Annotated in this window: 16 protein-coding genes and 1 pseudogene; 13 read left to right on the top strand and 4 right to left on the bottom strand. The window is 45.6% G+C overall.

Annotated elements, in window-relative coordinates; translation table 11 throughout:
• The 9 genes and pseudogenes from NL626_RS22280 to rpoC all read left to right on the top strand — a co-directional run.
• Positions 1 to 115 (top strand): annotated as a pseudogene (locus NL626_RS22280) (elongation factor Tu); the annotation flags it as partial.
• Between the two features lie 266 nt (positions 116 to 381).
• Complete coding sequence (gene secE / locus NL626_RS22285; protein ID WP_005384680.1) at positions 382 to 762, top strand: preprotein translocase subunit SecE; 381 nt, start codon at positions 382 to 384, stop codon at positions 760 to 762.
• A gap of 13 nt (positions 763 to 775) precedes the next feature.
• Entirely contained in the window at positions 776 to 1,324 is a 549-nt protein-coding gene (gene nusG / locus NL626_RS22290) for a transcription termination/antitermination protein NusG (protein WP_005384681.1), read from the top strand.
• Between the two features lie 164 nt (positions 1,325 to 1,488).
• Positions 1,489 to 1,917 carry a 50S ribosomal protein L11 gene (rplK, locus tag NL626_RS22295; protein ID WP_005384682.1) on the top strand — a complete coding sequence of 143 codons (429 nt, stop codon included), beginning with the start codon at positions 1,489 to 1,491 and terminating at the stop codon, positions 1,915 to 1,917.
• 4 nt (positions 1,918 to 1,921) lie between these two features.
• Positions 1,922 to 2,623, top strand: coding sequence for a 50S ribosomal protein L1 (gene rplA / locus NL626_RS22300; protein ID WP_005384683.1), 702 nt, complete (start codon positions 1,922 to 1,924; stop codon positions 2,621 to 2,623).
• A 293-nt stretch (positions 2,624 to 2,916) separates the two neighbouring features.
• On the top strand, positions 2,917 to 3,411 hold the full coding sequence (rplJ, locus tag NL626_RS22305) for a 50S ribosomal protein L10 (protein WP_005382538.1): 495 nt from the start codon (positions 2,917 to 2,919) through the stop codon (positions 3,409 to 3,411).
• A gap of 57 nt (positions 3,412 to 3,468) precedes the next feature.
• Complete coding sequence (gene rplL, locus NL626_RS22310; RefSeq protein ID WP_005382540.1) at positions 3,469 to 3,837, top strand: 50S ribosomal protein L7/L12; 369 nt, start codon at positions 3,469 to 3,471, stop codon at positions 3,835 to 3,837.
• A 252-nt stretch (positions 3,838 to 4,089) separates the two neighbouring features.
• The gene (gene rpoB / locus NL626_RS22315) at positions 4,090 to 8,118 is read left to right on the top strand and encodes a DNA-directed RNA polymerase subunit beta (protein ID WP_005384685.1); all 4,029 of its coding nucleotides are present in this window, start codon (positions 4,090 to 4,092) and stop codon (positions 8,116 to 8,118) included.
• A gap of 104 nt (positions 8,119 to 8,222) precedes the next feature.
• Positions 8,223 to 12,425 carry a DNA-directed RNA polymerase subunit beta' gene (rpoC, locus tag NL626_RS22320; protein WP_005382514.1) on the top strand — a complete coding sequence of 1,401 codons (4,203 nt, stop codon included), beginning with the start codon at positions 8,223 to 8,225 and terminating at the stop codon, positions 12,423 to 12,425.
• Between the two features lie 172 nt (positions 12,426 to 12,597).
• Here the strand turns inward: rpoC and NL626_RS22325 are convergent, their stop codons facing one another.
• Complete coding sequence (locus NL626_RS22325) at positions 12,598 to 13,089, bottom strand: Rsd/AlgQ family anti-sigma factor (RefSeq protein ID WP_005382515.1); 492 nt, start codon at positions 13,087 to 13,089, stop codon at positions 12,598 to 12,600.
• A gap of 177 nt (positions 13,090 to 13,266) precedes the next feature.
• Here NL626_RS22325 and nudC point away from each other — a divergent pair, with 177 nt between their 5' ends.
• Both nudC and hemE read left to right on the top strand, forming a co-directional pair.
• The gene (gene nudC / locus NL626_RS22330) at positions 13,267 to 14,064 is read left to right on the top strand and encodes an NAD(+) diphosphatase (protein ID WP_005382516.1); all 798 of its coding nucleotides are present in this window, start codon (positions 13,267 to 13,269) and stop codon (positions 14,062 to 14,064) included.
• Between the two features lie 247 nt (positions 14,065 to 14,311).
• Positions 14,312 to 15,379, top strand: a complete 1,068-nt coding sequence (hemE, locus tag NL626_RS22335; RefSeq protein WP_005397282.1) for a uroporphyrinogen decarboxylase — start codon at positions 14,312 to 14,314, stop codon at positions 15,377 to 15,379.
• A gap of 240 nt (positions 15,380 to 15,619) precedes the next feature.
• Here hemE and NL626_RS22340 read toward each other — a convergent pair whose 3' ends face one another.
• Together NL626_RS22340 and NL626_RS22345 are read right to left on the bottom strand one after the other, a co-directional pair.
• Positions 15,620 to 16,192 carry a uracil-DNA glycosylase family protein gene (locus NL626_RS22340; RefSeq protein ID WP_005382518.1) on the bottom strand — a complete coding sequence of 191 codons (573 nt, stop codon included), beginning with the start codon at positions 16,190 to 16,192 and terminating at the stop codon, positions 15,620 to 15,622.
• Between the two features lie 2 nt (positions 16,193 to 16,194).
• Positions 16,195 to 17,118 carry a D-2-hydroxyacid dehydrogenase gene (locus NL626_RS22345; RefSeq protein ID WP_005382519.1) on the bottom strand — a complete coding sequence of 308 codons (924 nt, stop codon included), beginning with the start codon at positions 17,116 to 17,118 and terminating at the stop codon, positions 16,195 to 16,197.
• A gap of 66 nt (positions 17,119 to 17,184) precedes the next feature.
• Between NL626_RS22345 and NL626_RS22350 the strand changes: the two genes are divergently transcribed.
• Positions 17,185 to 17,772 carry a YjaG family protein gene (locus NL626_RS22350; protein WP_005382520.1) on the top strand — a complete coding sequence of 196 codons (588 nt, stop codon included), beginning with the start codon at positions 17,185 to 17,187 and terminating at the stop codon, positions 17,770 to 17,772.
• A 79-nt stretch (positions 17,773 to 17,851) separates the two neighbouring features.
• On the opposite strand, the gene NL626_RS22355 is transcribed toward NL626_RS22350, so the two are convergent.
• Entirely contained in the window at positions 17,852 to 18,985 is a 1,134-nt protein-coding gene (locus NL626_RS22355) for a hemolysin family protein (protein ID WP_253657751.1), read from the bottom strand.
• A 253-nt stretch (positions 18,986 to 19,238) separates the two neighbouring features.
• Here NL626_RS22355 and hupA point away from each other — a divergent pair, with 253 nt between their 5' ends.
• Positions 19,239 to 19,511 (top strand): nucleoid-associated protein HU-alpha, encoded by a 273-nt coding sequence (hupA, locus tag NL626_RS22360; protein ID WP_005382524.1) that lies wholly within the window; start codon positions 19,239 to 19,241, stop codon positions 19,509 to 19,511.
• The last annotated feature ends 34 nt before the right edge of the window (positions 19,512 to 19,545 follow it).

The following is a 19,545-nucleotide window of genomic DNA, read 5'->3' on the forward strand; positions in this document are numbered from 1 at the left end:
ACAGATGACTGTAGAGCTAATCGCACCAATCGCAATGGACGAAGGTCTACGTTTCGCGATCCGTGAAGGTGGCCGTACAGTAGGTGCTGGTGTTGTTGCTAAGATCTTCGACTAATTCATAGCGAATTAGCGATGCTTTCGGAAAATCTTGAATTAGATTTGACGAACCAGTAGCAAAAAGGGCATCATTTGATGCCCTTTTTCTGCACTCAACATTATTTTTGCTGTTTTCTTGTTCAGAAGTGGGTTGGGCGCAGAGCAAGATTAAGCAAAGAGGCTTAATCTTAAGAAGAGTACGCTGATTTTTTCAGCGATATGGAGTTTGCCCTGCAACAGCGGGGTTGTTGTCGTCTATATTAAGACTTGTAACAGGTTGGTTTTATGAAAGCAAATAATGCTGAAACTCCTGATAGCTCAAACGCAGCAGATACGTTTAAGTGGGTAGCCGCTTTCGTATTGGCAGCTGCCGCTGTTGTGGGTAATTACCTGTATGGTGAAATGTCTGTAGTGGTTCGTGCTGCAGGCGTTGTTGTTCTTATTGCAGCTGCCTTAGGCGTTGCAGCAACAACGACTAAAGGTAAAGCAGCGATCAGTTTTGCAAAAGAATCTCGTATGGAAGTACGTAAAGTTGTTTGGCCTACTCGCCAAGAAACCATGCAAACAACACTGATCGTTTTAGCTGTAAGTATTGTAATGGCTCTAGTGCTATGGGGTATTGACGGAATTATGGTTCGTCTAGTAGCTCTAGCAACTGGGGTATAGAGGGTTTTTATTCATGAGTGAAGCTCCAAAAAAACGCTGGTATGTGGTTCAAGCCTTCTCTGGATTTGAAGGTCGTGTAGCTCAATCTCTGCGCGAGCATATCAAAATGCACGGCATGGAAGAGCTATTCGGTGAAGTACTGGTTCCTACTGAAGAAGTAGTGGAAATGCGCGCGGGTCAGCGTCGCAAATCTGAGCGTAAGTTCTTCCCAGGTTACGTCCTTGTTCAGATGATTATGAACGATGAATCATGGCACCTAGTACGCAGTGTGCCGCGTGTCATGGGCTTCATTGGTGGTACCTCAGACCGTCCGGCACCTATCACGGATAAAGAGGCTGATGCGATTCTTAATCGTCTTGAGAAAGCGAGTGAAGCGCCTCGTCCGCGTACAATGTACGAAGCGGGTGAAGTGGTACGTGTTAACGAAGGTCCATTTGCTGACTTCAACGGTACGGTTGAAGAAGTGGATTACGAGAAGAGCCGCCTGAAAGTGTCTGTATCGATCTTTGGTCGTGCGACACCAGTTGAGCTTGAATTTGGTCAGGTTGAAAAGCTGGACTAAGACTCTTCGTTAAAGAGTATAAAAAATCACCTTTTTAGGGTTGTATAAGGCGCGGATTATGACTATAATTTCGCGCCTTTTTACTTCAAGTGAAGTAAAAAGTTTCTTACACAAACGGGGAGCTGATCCGCGATTAGCGTTTGTACCCAAACTTAGGAATTATCATGGCTAAGAAAGTTGAAGCTTACATCAAGCTACAAGTTGCTGCTGGTATGGCTAACCCTAGTCCACCAGTAGGTCCTGCACTAGGTCAACACGGTGTGAACATCATGGAATTCTGTAAAGCGTTCAACGCAAAAACAGAATCTATTGAGAAAGGTCTACCAACTCCAGTAGTTATCACAGTATACAGCGACCGTTCTTTCACGTTCGTAACTAAGACTCCACCTGCTGCTGTTCTTCTTAAGAAAGCTGCTGGCGTTAAGTCTGGTTCAGGTCGTCCAAACACTGAAAAAGTTGGTACTGTAACTGACGCTCAAATCCAAGAAATCGCAGAAACTAAAGCTGCTGATATGACTGGTGCTGACATCGAAGCGATGAAGCGTTCTATCGCTGGTACTGCTCGTTCAATGGGCCTAGTGGTAGAGGGTTAATAAGATGGCAAAACTAACTAAGCGCATGCGCGTAATCCGCGAAAAAGTTGACGTAACTAAAGAATACGAAATCAACGAAGCTGTTGCTCTTCTTCAAGAACTAGCGACTGCTAAATTCGTTGAGTCTGTAGACGTTGCTGTTAACCTAGGCATTGATGCTCGTAAATCTGACCAGAACGTACGTGGTGCAACTGTACTACCTCACGGTACTGGCCGCGAAATCCGCGTTGCAGTGTTCACTCAAGGTGCTAACGCTGAAGCAGCTAAAGAAGCTGGCGCAGACATCGTAGGTATGGAAGATCTTGCTGAGCAAGTTAAGAAAGGCGAAATGAACTTTGACGTAGTTGTTGCTTCTCCAGATGCAATGCGCGTTGTAGGTCAACTAGGTACTATCCTAGGTCCTCGCGGTCTTATGCCAAACCCTAAAGTTGGTACTGTAACTCCTAACGTTGCTGAAGCAGTTAAAAACGCTAAAGCTGGTCAGGTTCGTTACCGTAACGACAAAAACGGCATCATCCACACTACTATCGGTAAAGCAAACTTCTCTGCTGAGCAGATCAAAGAGAACCTAGAAGCACTTCTAGTTGCTCTGAAGAAAGCTAAGCCATCTTCAGCGAAAGGTACTTTCCTGAAGAAAGTAAGCATCTCTACTACTATGGGTGCTGGTGTTGCTGTTGATCAGGCTAGCCTGAACACTCAAGCATAATTTATTTGCTTAGGCGCAAAATTAGTGTATAATTTTGCGCCTAATATTTGTGGTTGGGGCTGAACTTTGGTTCTTTGAACTGTCTCCTAGTTCGAAATGAATTAAGACCCAGTCTCCGTCCAAGACCGTAGGTGTTTGTGTAAAAGCAAACTTAATTATCCTACGTAGATGGTGCCCGAACTGACAGAAAGCTCTATGTAATATAGTTAACTTTCTTCTGGGGAAGCACCTCAATAGCTCTCACTGTCGTGATGATAGTGAGTGGTGTAACGACAACCAGGAGTAAATCCAAGATGGCTTTAAACCTTCAAGACAAAAAAGCAATTGTTGCTGAAGTCAACGAAGCTGCCAGTGGTGCACTTTCTGCAGTTGTAGCTGATTCTCGTGGCGTTCAAGTTGGCGCGATGACTTCTCTACGTAAACAAGCTCGTGAAGCTGGCGTTTACATGAGAGTTGTTCGTAACACTCTTGCTCGTCGTGCGGTTGAAGGTACTGAGTACGAGTGTCTAACTGACACTTTCACTGGTCCTACTCTAATCGCATTCTCTAATGAGCACCCAGGTGCTGCAGCGCGTCTTTTCAAAGACTTCGCTAAAGAGAACAAAGATTTCGAGATCAAAGCTGCTGCATTTGAAGGCGCTTTAACTGACGCTGAAGTACTAGCAACACTACCAACTTACGACGAAGCAATTGCACGCCTAATGATGTGCATGAAAGAAGCTTCGGCTGGCAAGCTGGCGCGTACTATCGCAGCTATCCGCGATCAAAAACAAGAAGCAGCGGCATAAGCCTTGCTTTTTACTGGTTGCTTAATAAACTTATTGTTGACTTAAAAGAGAATTGTTATGTCTATTACTAACGAGCAAATCCTAGACGCAGTTGCAGAAATGTCTGTAATGCAAGTTGTTGAACTAATCGAAGCAATGGAAGAGAAATTCGGTGTTTCTGCTGCTGCTGCTGTTGTAGCTGGCGGCGCTGCTGCAGGCGAAGCTGCTGCTGAGCAAACTGAATTCGACGTAATCCTAGAAGCTGCTGGCGGTAACAAAGTTGCTGTAATCAAAGCAGTACGTGGCGCAACTGGCCTAGGTCTTAAAGAAGCTAAAGCTCTAGTAGACGGCGCTCCAGCACCTCTTAAAGAAGGTGTTGAGAAAGCAGAAGCTGAAGCTCTTAAAGCTCAGCTAGAAGAAGCTGGTGCAACTGTTGCTGTTAAGTAATTATTGCATAGTTTCTTAGCCTAACGGCTAATTGGCTGGTGGTTTTTTAATCACCGGCCTTTTTGCGCTGTAGGGTATAGGCGAATTTTCCCGCTGTTTAAGCGCCTGATATCCATGCAAAAAACATTTCATTCTTACGAAATGAAATGTCACTACAGTAAACAGCTATATTAGTCACTGTCCCTTACCCCCCTTAAGTAACTAGGAGCGGGCGGACAGTTTGGGTCACTTATCAGCGAGCTGAGGAACCCCATGGTTTACTCTTATACCGAGAAAAAGCGCATCCGTAAGGACTTTGGTACTCGTCCACAAGTTTTGGACATTCCATACCTGCTATCGATCCAGCTCGATTCGTTCGACAAATTTATCGAACAGGATCCTGAAGGTCAATACGGTCTTGAAGCCGCTTTCCGTTCTGTATTCCCGATTCAGAGCTACAACGGCAATTCTGAGCTGCAATACGTTAGCTACCGTCTTGGTGAGCCAGTTTTTGACGTTAAAGAATGTCAAATCCGCGGTGTAACTTACTCAAAGCCACTACGTGTAAAACTACGCCTAGTTATCTTTGATAAAGACGCGCCAGCAGGTACTGTAAAAGACATTAAAGAACAAGAAGTCTACATGGGTGAAATTCCACTCATGACAGACAATGGTACCTTCGTAATCAACGGTACCGAGAGGGTTATCGTATCCCAGCTGCACCGAAGCCCAGGCGTGTTCTTCGACAGCGATAAGGGTAAGACCCACTCTTCAGGTAAAGTTTTATACAACGCACGTGTTATTCCTTACCGTGGTTCATGGCTTGATTTCGAGTTTGATCCTAAGGATAACTTGTACGTTCGTATCGACCGCCGTCGTAAGCTACCAGCATCGATCATCCTTCGTGCACTAGGTAAGTCGACAGAAGAAATCCTAGATATCTTCTTCGAGAAAGTGAACTTCGAAGTGAAAGACCAAACTCTATTGATGGAGTTGGTTCCGGATCGTCTACGTGGTGAAACTGCGTCATTCGACATCGAAGCAAATGGTAAAGTTTACGTTGAGCAAGGTCGTCGCGTAACAGCTCGTCATATCCGCCAACTAGAAAAAGATGGTGTTGATCACATCGAAGTACCAGTTGAGTACATCGTAGGTAAAGTTGCATCAAAAGATTACATCAATGAAGCAACAGGCGAGATCATTGTTAACGCTAACCAGGAAATCAGCCTGGAAGCACTAGCGAACCTATCTCAGGCTGGCCACAAAGCGCTAGAAGTTCTATTCACGAACGATCTAGACCACGGTCCATTCATGTCAGAAACACTACGTATCGACAGCACGGTTGATCGTATTTCTGCATTGGTAGAAATCTACCGCATGATGCGCCCTGGTGAGCCGCCAACAAAAGAAGCTGCAGAAGCTCTATTCGAAAGCCTATTCTTCTCTGAAGAGCGTTACGATCTATCGACTGTTGGTCGTATGAAGTTCAACAGCTCTATCGGCCGTGAAGATGCTCAAGAGCAAGGCACACTTGATGAAACTGATATCATCGAAGTGATGAAGAAGCTGATCGCGATCCGTAACGGTAAGGGCGAAGTGGACGATATCGACCACCTAGGCAACCGTCGTATCCGTTCTGTAGGCGAAATGGCTGAGAACCAGTTCCGTGTAGGTCTAGTACGTGTTGAGCGTGCAGTTAAAGAGCGTCTAAGCCTAGGCGATCTTGACGCAATCATGCCTCAAGACTTGATCAACGCGAAGCCAATTTCTGCGGCAGTTAAAGAATTCTTTGGCTCTTCACAGCTTTCACAGTTCATGGACCAAAACAACCCGCTATCAGAAGTAACGCACAAGCGTCGTATTTCTGCATTGGGTCCTGGCGGTCTAACTCGTGAACGTGCTGGCTTCGAAGTACGTGACGTACACGTAACTCACTACGGTCGTCTATGTCCTATCGAAACGCCTGAAGGTCCAAACATCGGTCTGATCAACTCTCTATCTGCGTTTGCGCGTTGTAACGAGTACGGTTTCCTAGAGACACCATACCGTCGCGTTGTAGATGGCGTAGTAACAGACGAAGTAGATTACCTATCTGCAATCGAAGAAGGCCAATTCGTTATCGCACAGGCGAACGCTAAGCTAAACGAAGATGGTACTTTTGCAGATGAGCTGATCACAGCTCGTCAGAAAGGTGAATCTGGTCTACACCCTCGTGAGCACGCTCAGTACATGGACGTTGCGACAAACCAGGTTGTATCTATCGCTGCATCGCTTATCCCGTTCCTAGAACACGATGATGCGAACCGTGCATTGATGGGTGCGAACATGCAACGTCAGGCAGTTCCAACACTGAAAGCTGACAAACCGCTTGTTGGTACTGGTATTGAACGTAACGTAGCAGTTGACTCAGGTGTAACTGCAGTTGCTAAACGTGGTGGTGTAATCCAGTCAGTAGATGCTTCTCGTATCGTTGTTAAAGTTAACGAAGAAGAGCTAGTACCAGGTGAAGCTGGTATCGACATCTACAATCTGACTAAATACACACGTTCTAACCAGAACACATGTATTAACCAGCGCCCATGTGTGATGCCAGGTGAGCCTGTATCACGCGGTGACGTTCTTGCTGATGGTCCTTCAACAGACCTTGGTGAACTAGCGCTTGGTCAAAACATGCGTATCGCGTTCATGCCTTGGAACGGTTACAACTTCGAAGACTCGATCTTAGTATCTGAGCGCGTAGTTCAAGAAGACCGTTTCACGACTATCCACATCCAAGAACTGACTTGTGTGGCGCGTGATACTAAGCTTGGTTCTGAAGAGATTACAGCGGATATTCCAAACGTAGGTGAGTCTGCTCTATCTAAACTAGACGAGTCAGGTATCGTTTACATCGGTGCTGAAGTTAAGGGTGGCGACATCCTAGTTGGTAAAGTAACGCCTAAAGGTGAAACTCAGCTAACGCCTGAAGAGAAGCTACTGCGTGCAATCTTCGGTGAAAAAGCATCTGACGTTAAAGATACTTCACTACGTGTACCTAACTCTGTATCAGGTACGATCATCGACGTTCAAGTCTTTACTCGCGATGGCGTAGAGAAAGACAAGCGTGCGCTTGAAATCGAACAGATGCAGCTTAAAGAAGCGAAGAAAGACCTAACTGAAGAATTCCAGATTCTTGAGGGCGGCCTTCTAAACCGTGTTAAAGCTGTATTGATTGAAGGCGGTTACTCTGAAGCGAAACTAGACACAACTGATCGTAAGAAGTGGCTAGAACTAACGCTAGAAGATGACGCACTACAAACTCAGCTTGAGCAACTTGCTGAGCAGTGGGATGAGCTAAAAGCCGACTTCGATAAGAAGTTCGAAACTAAGCGTCGTAAGATCACTCAAGGTGATGATTTAGCACCTGGTGTACTGAAGATCGTTAAGGTTTACCTAGCGGTTAAACGTCGCATTCAGCCTGGTGATAAGATGGCGGGTCGTCATGGTAACAAGGGTGTAATCTCTAAGATCAACCCTGTTGAAGACATGCCATACGATGAGAAAGGTCAGCCTGTAGACATCGTACTTAACCCACTGGGTGTACCTTCGCGTATGAACATCGGTCAGATCCTAGAAGTACACTTAGGTCTGGCAGCGAAAGGTATCGGTGACAAGATCAACCAGATGGTTAAAGAGCAGCAAGAACTAGCGAAATTCCGCGAGTTCCTACAAAAAGTTTACGATCTAGGCGACACTCGCCAGAAAGTAGACATTGCTTCTCTATCTGATGATGAAGTACGTACTCTGATCAAGAACTTGCGTGGCGGTCTACCAATCGCGACTCCTGTATTTGATGGCGCTCCAGAAGAGTCAATCAAAGCACTTCTTGAGCTAGCAGATCTACCAACATCAGGTCAGTTAACACTGTTTGATGGTCGCACAGGTGATGCGTTTGAGCGTCCTGTAACTGTTGGTTACATGTACATGCTGAAACTGAACCACCTTGTTGATGACAAGATGCACGCTCGTTCAACTGGTTCGTACAGCCTAGTAACTCAGCAACCACTAGGTGGTAAAGCTCAGTTCGGTGGTCAGCGTTTCGGTGAGATGGAAGTATGGGCACTAGAAGCATACGGTGCTGCTTACACGCTACAAGAAATGCTAACGGTTAAGTCGGATGACGTTAACGGCCGTACTAAGATGTACAAGAACATCGTAGACGGTAACCACAGCATGGAACCTGGCATGCCAGAATCGTTCAACGTACTGTTGAAAGAGATCCGCTCGCTAGGTATCAACATCGAGCTAGAAGACGAAGAGTAATCCTTTTCTCTCTTGATGAAAGTCGAGAGAATCAAAGCGATTATTTGGAAGAAGGTGCTCACTTTAGCGAGTGAGCTCCTTTTAACTCCTTACAGGAGCTGATTGTGAAAGACTTATTAAACTTTCTAAAAGCACAGCATAAGACCGAAGAATTTGATGCAATCAAAATCGGTCTATCTTCACCAGACATGATCCGTTCATGGTCTTTCGGTGAAGTTAAAAAACCTGAAACGATCAACTATCGTACGTTCAAACCTGAACGCGATGGTCTGTTCTGTGCGCGTATCTTTGGTCCAGTTAAAGACTACGAATGTCTTTGTGGTAAGTACAAGCGCCTGAAGCACCGTGGTGTTATCTGTGAGAAGTGTGGTGTAGAAGTTACACAAACTAAAGTTCGTCGTGACCGTATGGGCCACATTGAACTGGCTTCACCAGTAGCTCACATCTGGTTCCTAAAATCGCTACCGTCTCGTATCGGTCTACTAATGGATATCCCTCTACGTGATATCGAACGCGTTCTGTACTTCGAAATGTACGTAGTAACAGAGCCTGGTATGACTGATCTAGAAAAAGGTCAGATGCTTACTGAAGAAGAGTATCTAGATCGTCTAGAAGAGTGGGGCGACGAGTTCACTGCTAAGATGGGTGCGGAAGCTATCAAGGACCTACTAGGTTCTATGGATATGCACGCTGAAGCAGAACAAATGCGTGAAGAGTTAGAGACAACAAACTCTGAAACTAAGCGTAAGAAAGTAACTAAGCGTCTTAAGCTGGTAGAAGCGTTCATCGCATCGGGTAACAACCCTGAGTGGATGATCCTAACTGTACTTCCAGTACTTCCGCCAGATCTACGTCCTCTAGTACCTCTAGATGGCGGTCGCTTTGCGACTTCTGATCTTAACGATCTATACCGTCGTGTGATCAACCGTAACAACCGTTTGAAGCGTCTTCTAGAGCTAGCTGCTCCGGACATCATCGTACGTAACGAAAAACGTATGCTGCAAGAGTCTGTTGATGCGCTACTAGATAACGGTCGTCGTGGTCGTGCGATCACAGGTTCTAACAAGCGTCCTCTGAAATCTCTTGCTGATATGATCAAGGGTAAACAAGGTCGTTTCCGTCAGAACCTTCTAGGTAAACGTGTAGACTACTCTGGCCGTTCTGTAATCACAGTAGGTCCATACCTTCGTCTACACCAGTGTGGTCTTCCTAAGAAGATGGCACTTGAGCTATTCAAACCATTCATCTACAGCAAGCTAGAGACTCGTGGTCTTGCGACTACAATCAAAGCTGCTAAGAAAATGGTAGAGCGTGAAGAAGCGGTCGTTTGGGATATCCTAGACGAAGTAATCCGTGAACACCCAGTACTATTGAACCGTGCACCGACACTTCACCGTCTAGGTATCCAGGCGTTCGAACCAGTACTGATCGAAGGTAAAGCGATTCAGCTACACCCACTTGTTTGTGCGGCGTACAACGCGGACTTCGATGGTGACCAAATGGCGGTTCACGTACCTCTAACTCTAGAGGCACAGCTTGAAGCTCGTACTCTGATGATGTCGACAAACAACATTCTGTCGCCAGCGTCAGGTGATCCGATCATCGTACCTTCTCAGGACGTTGTATTGGGTCTGTACTACATGACTCGTGAAAAGATCAACGTGAAAGGTGAAGGCATGTACCTTTCTGGCCCAGAAGAGGCTGAGAAAGCATACCGCACTAAACAAGCTGAGCTTCACGCACGCGTTAAAGTACGTATTACAGAAACTGTTGTAGACGAAGACGGCAACAGCACTACAGAAACCAAGATGGTAGACACCACTGTTGGTCGTGCAATGCTATGGCAAATCGTGCCAGCTGGTCTACCGTACAGCATCGTTAACCAAAAGCTAGGTAAGAAGCAAATCTCTAACCTACTTAACGAGGCGTACCGTAAACTAGGTCTGAAAGACACAGTAATCTTCGCTGACCAAATCATGTACACAGGTTTCGCATACGCGGCACTTTCTGGTGTATCTGTTGGTATCGACGATATGGTTGTACCAGCAGCTAAGTACACTGAAATCGCAGAAGCGGAAGAAGAAGTACGTGAAATCCAGGAACAGTACCAATCAGGTCTTGTTACTGCGGGCGAACGCTACAACAAAGTTATCGATATCTGGGCATCGACCAACGACCGTGTTGCGAAAGCAATGATGGAAAACCTTTCATCTGAAACGGTAGTTAACCGTGACGGTGAAGAGGAACAGCAAGAGTCATTCAACAGCATCTATATGATGGCGGACTCGGGCGCTCGTGGTTCTGCAGCACAGATTCGTCAGCTTGCGGGTATGCGTGGTCTGATGGCGCGTCCAGATGGTTCAATCATCGAAACGCCGATCACAGCGAACTTTAAAGAAGGTCTAAACGTACTTCAGTACTTTATCTCAACGCACGGTGCTCGTAAGGGTCTTGCGGATACGGCACTGAAAACAGCGAACTCGGGTTACCTAACTCGTCGTCTAGTAGACGTTGCTCAAGACGTTGTTGTAACTGAACATGACTGTGGCACTCACGAAGGTGTCGACATGATGCCTCACATCGAGGGTGGTGATGTTAAAGTTGCACTTTCTGAGCTTGCTCTTGGTCGTGTTGTTGCTGAAGACGTACTAAAACCTGGCACTGAAGACGTTCTTATTCCACGTAACACCCTGATCGATGAGAAGTGGTGTCAAATCATGGAAGAGAACTCAGTAGACAGCATGAAAGTGCGCTCTGTAGTAACGTGTGATTCTGACTTCGGTTGTTGTGCACAATGTTACGGTCGTGACCTAGCACGTGGTCACCTAGTGAACCAAGGTGAAGCAGTGGGTGTTATTGCTGCTCAGTCTATCGGTGAGCCAGGTACACAGCTAACGATGCGTACGTTCCACATCGGTGGTGCGGCATCGACAGCAGCGGCAGAGAACAGTGTTCAAGTTAAGAACAACGGTTCTATCAAGCTACACAACGCTAAATCTGTATTGGCTGATGACGGTAAGATCGTTATCACTTCTCGTGCGACAGAGTTAACTATCGTTGATGAGTTTGGTCGTACTAAAGAGAAGCACAAACTGCCTTACGGTACGCTACTAAGCAAAGGCGATGGTGATACAGTTCAAGCTGGCGAAACAGTTGCAAACTGGGAAGCGCACACACTACCTATCATTACTGAGGTAGCAGGTCGCATCCAGTTCGTAGATATGATCGACGGCGTAACAGTATCTCGTCAAACGGATGACCTAACTGGTCTATCTTCAAGCGAAGTAACTGACCCAGCAGCTCGCCCTTCAGCAGGTAAAGATATGCGTCCAGCTATCAAACTTGTTGACGAGCAAGGTAACGATGTAATGATCCCTGGTACTGATATGCCAGCTCACTACTTCCTACCTGGTAAAGCGATTGTGAACATCGAAGATGGCGCAGCAGTAGGTGTTGGTGCGACACTAGCACGTATTCCTCAGAAGTCTGGCGGTAACAAAGATATCACCGGTGGTCTTCCACGAGTTGCTGACCTATTTGAAGCACGTAAGCCGAAAGAGCCTGCAATCCTTGCTGAGCACACAGGTACTGTGAGCTTTGGTAAAGAGACGAAAGGTAAACGTCGCCTAGTGATCACACGTGAAAGCGGTGAAGCTTACGAAGAGATGATTCCTAAGCATCGTCAGTTGAACGTATTCGAAGGTGAAAAAGTTGAACGTGGTGATGTGATCGCAGATGGTCCAGAGTCTCCACATGACATCCTACGTCTACGTGGCGTACACGCGGTAACGCAGTACATTGCTAACGAAGTACAGGAAGTTTACCGTCTACAAGGCGTTAAGATTAACGATAAGCACATTGAAACTATCGTTCGTCAGATGCTACGTAAGTGTACTATTACTCACTCTGGTGACTCTGAGTTCCTACCTGGTGAACAGATTGAGTACTCACAAGTTAAGATTGCTAACCGTAACCTAGAAGCTGAAGGCAAAGAGCCTGCACGTTTCGAACGTGAACTACTAGGTATTACTAAAGCATCTCTAGCGACTGAGTCGTTCATCTCTGCGGCATCGTTCCAGGAGACAACTCGCGTACTAACAGAAGCTGCGGTTTCTGGTAAGCGTGATGACCTACGTGGTCTGAAAGAGAACGTAATTGTTGGTCGTCTGATCCCAGCTGGTACTGGTTTCGCATACCACCAAGAGCGTCAAGCTAAACGTTCTGAAGCGCAAGATGGTCCTTCTGCTGAGCAAGCAACGGATAACCTAGCGGCACTTCTAAACGCTGGTTTCTCTTCTGAAGAGTAAGTCATATAACGAGTAATCGTTAAAAGCTTAAGAAAAAGGCACCTTCGGGTGCCTTTTTAGTTTTTATACTACTTTGTTCTTCCGGTGGGATTTTCGATAAAGCTAGAAACAAAAAAGACCGACGATGATCGTCAGTCTTTTCTCTCACTCTATTTCTGAATGTTTGCAAATACTAAGCTCCAGGTGGCATAGACAGGCTTTCTGCGATTTGCTGTATCAGATAGTCCTCGACTTCAAAGCGAGTCTCAAGAATTTCCCCAATGAGACACATATCAGAATCGAAATCATTTAATTCATCATCTTCAGTCACTTCTGAGTACTTATCGTTAAAGTTCAATAATGGTTCAGTCGTTAGAACAATTTGACCATAGGTTTGATTGATCTCATTAGTCACGACAAAGCCGGTTGCTTTCCAACGGTCCATAACCATGTCATAAATTTTAAAGTGGCCTTCGGAGATGTAATCAACGAGGTGCTGACAGAAATCCTGCAGTTCGGAAGGAGATGGGAGTTCAATAACATTGGTTTTCGAACAAGGTTGCAGCGCTGCAAGCTTACAATATTCAACAATCAGGGATTGTCGTGTCTCTAACCAGTGATCAATGACATCACTTGAGCCACCCCACTGGTCTTGTGTTTGTTTGAATTTTCTTAGCATGACCATGCCCTCATGATCTGATCGCCCATCGGCGAACGTATCCTTTGCAAAGCAAAGTTAGTAAAGTTATTACAAACTCTTGTCCTTACTAGAATTTAGAGTGCACATTTACTTAACGATAAACTCTAGTATGAAATTAGATTGCCAGTAAAATGAACGAACTTCAAGCAAAGGGATGGTGTAATGTTAAGAAAAGGTGATGTTAACCGCGCGATAAATGCATACTGGTGTGTTGTTGCAGGAAGTGAAATTTGGCTGGTGGATGGTGCTGTGCCCTTCGGGTCTGCAGAGCAGTTATCACTGCCAGTAACGAGTGCAAGACCCATTGGTGAGTATTCTGGTTCGCCCGTCATGTGGCTTAACTTGGCCGATTTAGAGCATGATCTACCTTTAGTATCCCTGCGTGACTGCCTGCATTTTCCTGAGCCATTATTTATGTTGTTAAGTAAAGCTGTGCAATATGGGCACATGACGCAAAGTTTGCGCTTTTGTCCACAGTGCGGAGGAAGAAACTTTCTTAATAATAACCAGTTAGCCATGCAGTGTGGTGAATGTCGCACCCTTCATTATCCTAGAATATTTCCGTGTATTATCGTTGCTGTACGTAAAGAAAATCAGATCTTATTAGCCCAACATCCAAGGCATCGAAATGGTATGTATACGGTTATTGCGGGTTTTCTAGAAGTCGGTGAGACATTAGAAGAGTGCGTGGCTCGAGAAATTCATGAAGAAACGGGAATTCTCGTTAAAAATATTCGTTACTTTGGCAGCCAGCCTTGGGCTTTCCCATCCAGTATGATGATGGGGTTTTTAGCTGACTATGAATCCGGAGAGTTAAGCCCAGACTACACTGAGCTGTCTGATGCACAATGGTTTGGTATCGACGAGATGCCGCCTGTTGCGCCTAAAGGAACGATTGCAAGAGCACTTATCGAACAAACGCTGAAAGATATAGACTCTAATTGTCTGATAAATAGATAAAAAAAACCCTCCGAGAGGGAGGGGGTAAGTAAGATGTCGTTATGAGATGCTGAGTACTAAGTACTCAGTTTATAATTGTAGTTTTCGCTAGCGAACAAATTTTTAACACTGATACCGATTGGGTGCAAATTAAGCATTGATTTAAAAGTTAATAACTTGATCCAGGTTGCAAAGCACACAGCTATTGGACTTAAATCAGTGATAGAATACCCTCTTTCACAGAAAGCCTAACAGTTGGAATTACGGAATGACTGAATTAAAAAATGATCGTTATCTGCGTGCGCTTTTAAAAGAGCCGGTAGATTACACGCCAGTATGGATGATGCGCCAGGCAGGTCGTTACCTACCAGAATACAAAGCGACTCGTGCAGAAGCGGGTGATTTCATGTCTTTGTGTCGAAATGCAGAATTAGCATCCGAAGTGACACTTCAACCATTACGCCGTTTTCCTCTTGATGCCGCGATCTTATTCTCGGACATCTTAACGATTCCAGATGCAATGGGGCTTGGTTTGCGTTTTGCTGCGGGTGAAGGACCTGTTTTTGATAACCCAATTACATGCAAAGCCGACGTGGAAAAAATTGGTTTGCCAGATCCTGAAGGTGAACTGCAATACGTAATGAACGCAGTACGCCAGATCCGTAAAGACCTGAAGGGTGAAGTGCCGCTGATTGGTTTTTCTGGTAGTCCTTGGACTCTTGCGACGTATATGATCGAAGGTGGTAGCTCTAAAGCGTTTACCAAGATCAAGAAGATGATGTACGCGGAACCACAAACTCTGCACCTACTTCTAGATAAGCTGGCAGACAGCGTTATCGAGTACTTAAACGCGCAAATTAAAGCGGGTGCGCAATCGGTAATGGTATTTGACACATGGGGTGGCGTACTAACGCCTCGTGATTACAATCTGTTCTCACTGCAATACATGCACAAGATTGTAGATGGTCTGATTCGTGAAAACGACGGTCGTCGCGTGCCAGTCACACTGTTTACTAAGAATGGCGGCATGTGGCTTGAGCAAATCGCAGCAACGGGCTGTGATGCGGTTGGTCTAGACTGGACAATCAACATTGCAGACGCGAAAGCACGTATCGGTGATAAAGTGGCGCTGCAAGGTAACATGGACCCATCAATGCTTTACGCTTCACCAGAGCGTATCCGTGAAGAAGTAGCGGATATCCTAGAAGGATTTGGTGATACGGGGACTGGTCATGTGTTCAACCTAGGTCACGGTATCCACTTGGATGTACCGCCAGAAAACGCGGGCGTATTTGTGGATGCGGTACACGAGTTATCTAAGCCATACCACAAGTAAGTTAGATTTTTTGAAATCAAATGCCGGCATTCAGTGCCGGTATTTTTTTGCCTAAAATTCAGTTTTTCTATCTGAGACTCAAGGCTGTACAGCTCTAGTAGTATTTGGCCTACTATGATCTAATTACTACTCTAGCTGTACACTAGATATTAAAGTTTAATATAAACAAATACTTATAATTTCTGGTTTTATGTTCTAATTTTCTTGTACAGATAAACAAGCAATTAGATCATGGGTAACCTAAAGCATCGAGTGAACGCGTTTTTTAAGGTATGGCACGACGTCAGATTCAAACCAAGGATTCTTCTTTAACCACAATGTATTGCGTGGGGATGGGTGAGGGAGCGGGATAAAGTCCGGTTCCCAATCTTGCCATTGCTGAACAGTTTGCGTGAGCGTCTTTGGTTTGTTGGTGAGATAGTACTGCTGCGAGTACTGACCAATTAGTAGAGTGAGCTCTATATTGGGCAGTTGCTCAAGAATCTTTTTATGCCAAGTAGGCGCACATTCTTTACGAGGCGGTAAATCACCAGAGTTCCCTTTGCCTGGATAACAGAATCCCATTGGGACAATGGCAATTTTATTTGGGTCGTAGAAAACGTCTTTGTCGATATCGAGCCATTGGCGTAATCGATCACCACTTGGGTCATTCCAAGGTATCGAGGTTTTGTGTACACGTGTGCCAGGGGCCTGACCGATGATTAGGATGCGTGCCCCTTTTGCTGCTTGCACGACAGGGTTTGCACCCAAAGGTAAGTTATCCGCGCAGATCTGGCAGGCCCTCACTTGCTGCAATAGCTCGTCTAACGACATTCTTAGTAACCCTTTTCGAAATCCACTTGATAATTTAATGAAAACCCATCGCGCCAGCGTAGATAGTTGTCAGCAAAAATCTCGATGACTTGCTCGGGAAAACTCAGCGCAGCAATGTGTGGAGTGATGGTGACTTGCGGTAGTTTCCAAAATGGATGCTCTACCGACAACGGTTCTTGCTCAAACACATCTAAGAAGGCGTGTTCTACCCAACGGTTTTTCAGAGCGAAGAGCAACCCTGCCTCATCCAGTACGTCGCCACGACCTACGTTAAACAATAACGCCTGATTTAGTTGGCTGAGCGTTTGACGATTAAGTAACTGTCGCGTCTCAGGTGTACTTGGTAGAGTATTCACAACGATGTCGGCTTGCTCAAATGCCTTACTTAGTTCATTGATATGAAAGGTCTGATGAAACTCGCCGCCTGGAGTAGGGATACCTGTGCGGTTAATACCGATAGTTTTTATCCCCATTGCTTTAGCGGCGTTGCCCAGATAGCCCCCAATGCTACCGGTACCAAGAATTACCATGGTTTTACTTTTTAATGACGTGTACAGGTGAGGCTGCCATTGTTTGTTTTGTTGCTGCTGGTGGTATCGGGCAAAGTGGCGGTAATGGGCAATACTGTAACCCAAAACATATTCAGCAATCAGTGGACCAAAGATGCCTCGAACGTTAGTTAGAGTATAGTCCTGACGAAGGCTAGGGGATGTTAAGGCGTTGACACCAGCAAACGTGGATTGTACCCATTCAAGCTGTGAAAACTCGTCTAAGCTTTGTGATAGTAAGGGTGGATCCGCTAGTACGATCTGAGCGGCTTCTGGTTGGTCGGTGAGACAAAGATCGGGCAGATTTTTCTCTGCCAGTAACGTTTTGTAGGTGTCGCGATGCTCTGAGAGCAGGAAAATCTGATTTGAATGCGGCATTAACTTTTTTCCCTGTGATGAATCAAGTACACTTTCGCTGTTTTTTTCTTCAATGATTGAGTGACTATGCTTAAGAATCCTCTTCAGGTTCGTTTAGAAAAACTAGAACCTTGGCAACAAATTACCTTTATGGCGTGTCTGTGTGAACGCATGTATCCAAACTATGCGATGTTTTGTGAGAATACAGAATTTGCTGACCCGCGTGCTTACCGAGCGATTCTTGATAGTGTATGGGAAATTTTGACAGTTAAGAACGCGAAAATTAACTTCGAACGTCAATTGGAGAAGTTAGAAGAGTTGTTCCCAAGTGCGGATGAGTTCGATTTTTACGGCGTTTACCCAGCGATGGACGCGTGTCAGGGTTTGTCTACGTTACTGCATGGTCTATTGGACCGCGACTACCTTTTCGATTCAATGCTTAAAGTGAGTCAACAGTCGGTACAAACCGTTGCTGATCTAGAGCAAGCACAAGGCGCAGAGCCAATCACTAACGACAACCAGAAAGAAAACGAAGCCGTATGTGAAGAGTGGGACGTCCAGTGGGCTATCTTCCGTCCGCTGCGTGAAGCGGTAGAACGTGACATCAGCTTGATTAAAGATTTGCGTGAAGAGCTACGTGAAGAAGGTGTGAGCAACATCGGTATTGCACTTTAATCGTTGAATAAATAGAAAAAGGCATCCTAACTGGATGCCTTTTTTGTTTGTGCGTTTAAGCTGTTATACCTAATGCTGATTACGATTCTTTCGAGTCGGATTTCGGTGGCTCTTGAGCTTCTGGCTCTTTATCCTGCTTCTCCGGCTCATTATCTTCTTCATCGTTATCGCGGCTTTCGATTACGCCGTGCATTTCTTTCCAGCTTTCCCAGCGTTGGTAAGCCAGCTCCTGCATGTCAGTGCTTTTATCTGCTTCGTCGATGATCTCCTCGCCTACGAGGTGTTCAAAAATATCTTCCAACGTTACCAAACCTAGCACGGTACCGTATTCATCAACAACAAGTGCCAGCTGTAAGCGATGAGTCATCATCTGGTCGAATACTTTAGGTAAAGTGGTATTGTTTAGCACCACTTGAATTGGGCGCATGATTGCTCCCAACTGTTTCTGTCCACAACCTGATTGTTGTAGTTTGAACAACTCAAGGCGATGCACAAAACCTATGATGTTATCTTTCTGCTCGCTGTAAACCAATGGGCGTGAGAAAGGCGTATCTTTGTGTTTTTCTAGGAACTCATTGATGGTCATTGTTGCATCGACACGGAATACTACTGGTCGTGGCGTCATAACCTGCGTTACGGGTACATCTTGGATGCCAAGCAAGTTGCTTAAGATTTTTGATTCACCCTCGGCAAACTCACCGCTTTCACGTGCCAGAATCGCCATTGCAGACAGCTCATCACGCATCTTTGGAGCTTCGTGGTTACGAGCAAGACGCTTGGTGATTTGCTCTGAGAACCAAACAAAGGGTGTAAGCGCCCATACCATCCAACGCAATGCGACCGCGGCAGTGGGTGCCAACTGACGCCAGTAGGTCGCGCCAATCGTCTTCGGTACGATTTCTGAAAGCACTAAGATCGCCAATGTCAGCACTGCCGAAAAGATACCTAATGCTTCGCTACCAAATACAACTGCAGCTTGTGCACCAGCAGTGGCCGCGCCGATAGTGTGAGCGATGGTGTTTAAAGTCAGAATAGATGCCAGTGGTCGGTCGATATCTGATTTCAGCTTAGCCAATTGCCCAGCTGCGGGATGCCCCTGTTGATTGAGCTGCGCAATGTAGCTCGGACTGATACTCAGCAGTACCGCCTCCAGCACCGAACAGATAAACGAAATGCCGATTGCAATAGAGATATAAATGGATAACAGCAGCATAGTTGCCCTTGAATGTAGTTTGATAGTGGTTATTTGCAGCTATTATAACCGCAAAAGTGACTTATAAATTGGTCCAAATACCTTGGAAAGCAAGGGTTTTCAGGGGGTATGTGGTAACAAATTGTGAGTTATTACTCATATTATGGCTAAAAGTACGTCAGAAAATCGAAAGATCGCTTACAAACCTTTGCCAGATGGGGCATTTATGTTTTAGAGTGAGACGAATTCGATAACCTATGAGAAGGGAAACCTAATGAACAAGACCCAATTAATCGACTTTATCGCAGAGAAAGCAGACCTATCAAAAGCACAAGCAAAAGCTGCTCTTGAAGCGACTCTTGATGGTGTAACTGGCGCACTTAAAGAGGGTGACCAAGTTCAACTAATTGGTTTTGGTACATTCAAAGTAAACCACCGCGCTGCACGTACTGGTCGTAACCCTAAGACTGGTGACGAGATTCAAATCGCAGCAGCTAACGTACCAGCATTCGTAGCAGGTAAAGCGCTGAAAGAATCAGTAAACTAAGTTAGAATGCACCGAGGTATCCTGCCTCGGTGCA

Origin of the sequence: Vibrio sp. Y58_MX_L22, from assembly GCF_024181865.1 — a bacterium.
Taxonomy (GTDB): domain Bacteria; phylum Pseudomonadota; class Gammaproteobacteria; order Enterobacterales; family Vibrionaceae; genus Vibrio; species Vibrio alginolyticus.